A 1,135-nucleotide genomic window follows, 5' to 3' on the forward strand; every position below is an offset into this window, starting at 1 on the left:
TTCGTCGTGCTCATCCTGATCCCGACCCCGTTCGGCCTGTTCCTGGCCGTACAGCTGGACAAGAAGATCAGGTTCAGCCGGGTCTACCAGACGGCCTTCTTCCTGCCCGTCGTCATCTCCCTGGCCTGCATCGGCTTCGTCTGGCAGCTCATCTACAACCCGGACACCGGCCTGATCAACAGCATCATCGGCGCCAACAAACCGGGCCACTACATCGACTGGATCGGTGACCCCAAGCTCAACCTGTGGGCCGTGCTGATCGCCGCGTCCTGGCGGCACACCGGCTACATGATGATCCTCTACCTGGCCGGCCTGAAGAGCGTCGACCCCTCCCTGCGGGAGGCCTCGGCCCTGGACGGCGCCAACGAGTGGCAGACGTTCAAGAACGTCATCTTCCCCACCCTGCGCCCGACCAACACGGTCGTCCTGGTCGTCACGATCATCGAGGCACTGCGCGCCTTCGACCTCGTCTTCGTCTTCAACAAGGGCGCCCAGGGCACCGAGCTGCTCTCCATCCTGGTGACCAACAACATCATCGGCGAGTCCAGCCGCATCGGTTACGGCTCGGCGATCGCGGTGGTGCTGCTGTTCATCTCCCTGATCGTGATCATCCCGTATCTGATCTCGACCTTCCGCAAGGAGCGGCGCGCATGAGCACCGTGAGCGCGCTGGCCAAACAGCGCAACCCGATCCGCCCGGCCCGCGTCCTGCTGCACGTCTTCCTGGCCGGCACGGCCCTGGCCTGGCTCGCCCCGCTGCTGTGGGCGATCTTCTCGGCCATGCGCCCGTACAGCGAGACCAGCGCGCGGGGCTACCTGTCCTGGCCGCACACGCTGAACCTCGACAACTTCAAGAACGCCTTCGTCCAGTCGGACATGACCCACTACTTCATGAACACGCTGATCATCGCGGTCCCCGCCGTGCTGCTCACCCTGTTCCTGTCGTCGATGGTCGCGTTCTACGTCAGCCGCTTCGACTTCCGGGTCAACCTGTTCCTGCTGCTGGTGTTCACCGCGGGCAACCTGCTCCCCCAGCAGGTCATCATCACCCCGCTGTACCGGATGTACCTGCTGACCAACCTGCCGGGCATCACCGCCAGCGGCAAGCTCTACGACTCCGCGCTCGGCCTGGTCCT

General features: G+C 64.3%; 1 protein-coding gene and 1 pseudogene. Both read left to right on the forward strand.

What is annotated here, in order from left to right; all coding sequences use genetic code 11:
- Positions 1–654: carbohydrate ABC transporter permease (locus tag ACIRR9_RS55990; RefSeq protein ID WP_403769833.1), on the forward strand; the 654-nt coding region annotated here is incomplete at its 5' end.
- Positions 651–1,135 (forward strand): annotated as a pseudogene (locus ACIRR9_RS55995) (carbohydrate ABC transporter permease); the annotation flags it as partial. The gene ACIRR9_RS55990 and the pseudogene ACIRR9_RS55995, both read left to right, overlap by 4 nt.

Source organism: Streptomyces sp. NPDC101234 (assembly GCF_044767525.1).
Taxonomy (GTDB): Bacteria; Actinomycetota; Actinomycetes; order Streptomycetales; family Streptomycetaceae; genus Streptomyces; species Streptomyces sasae.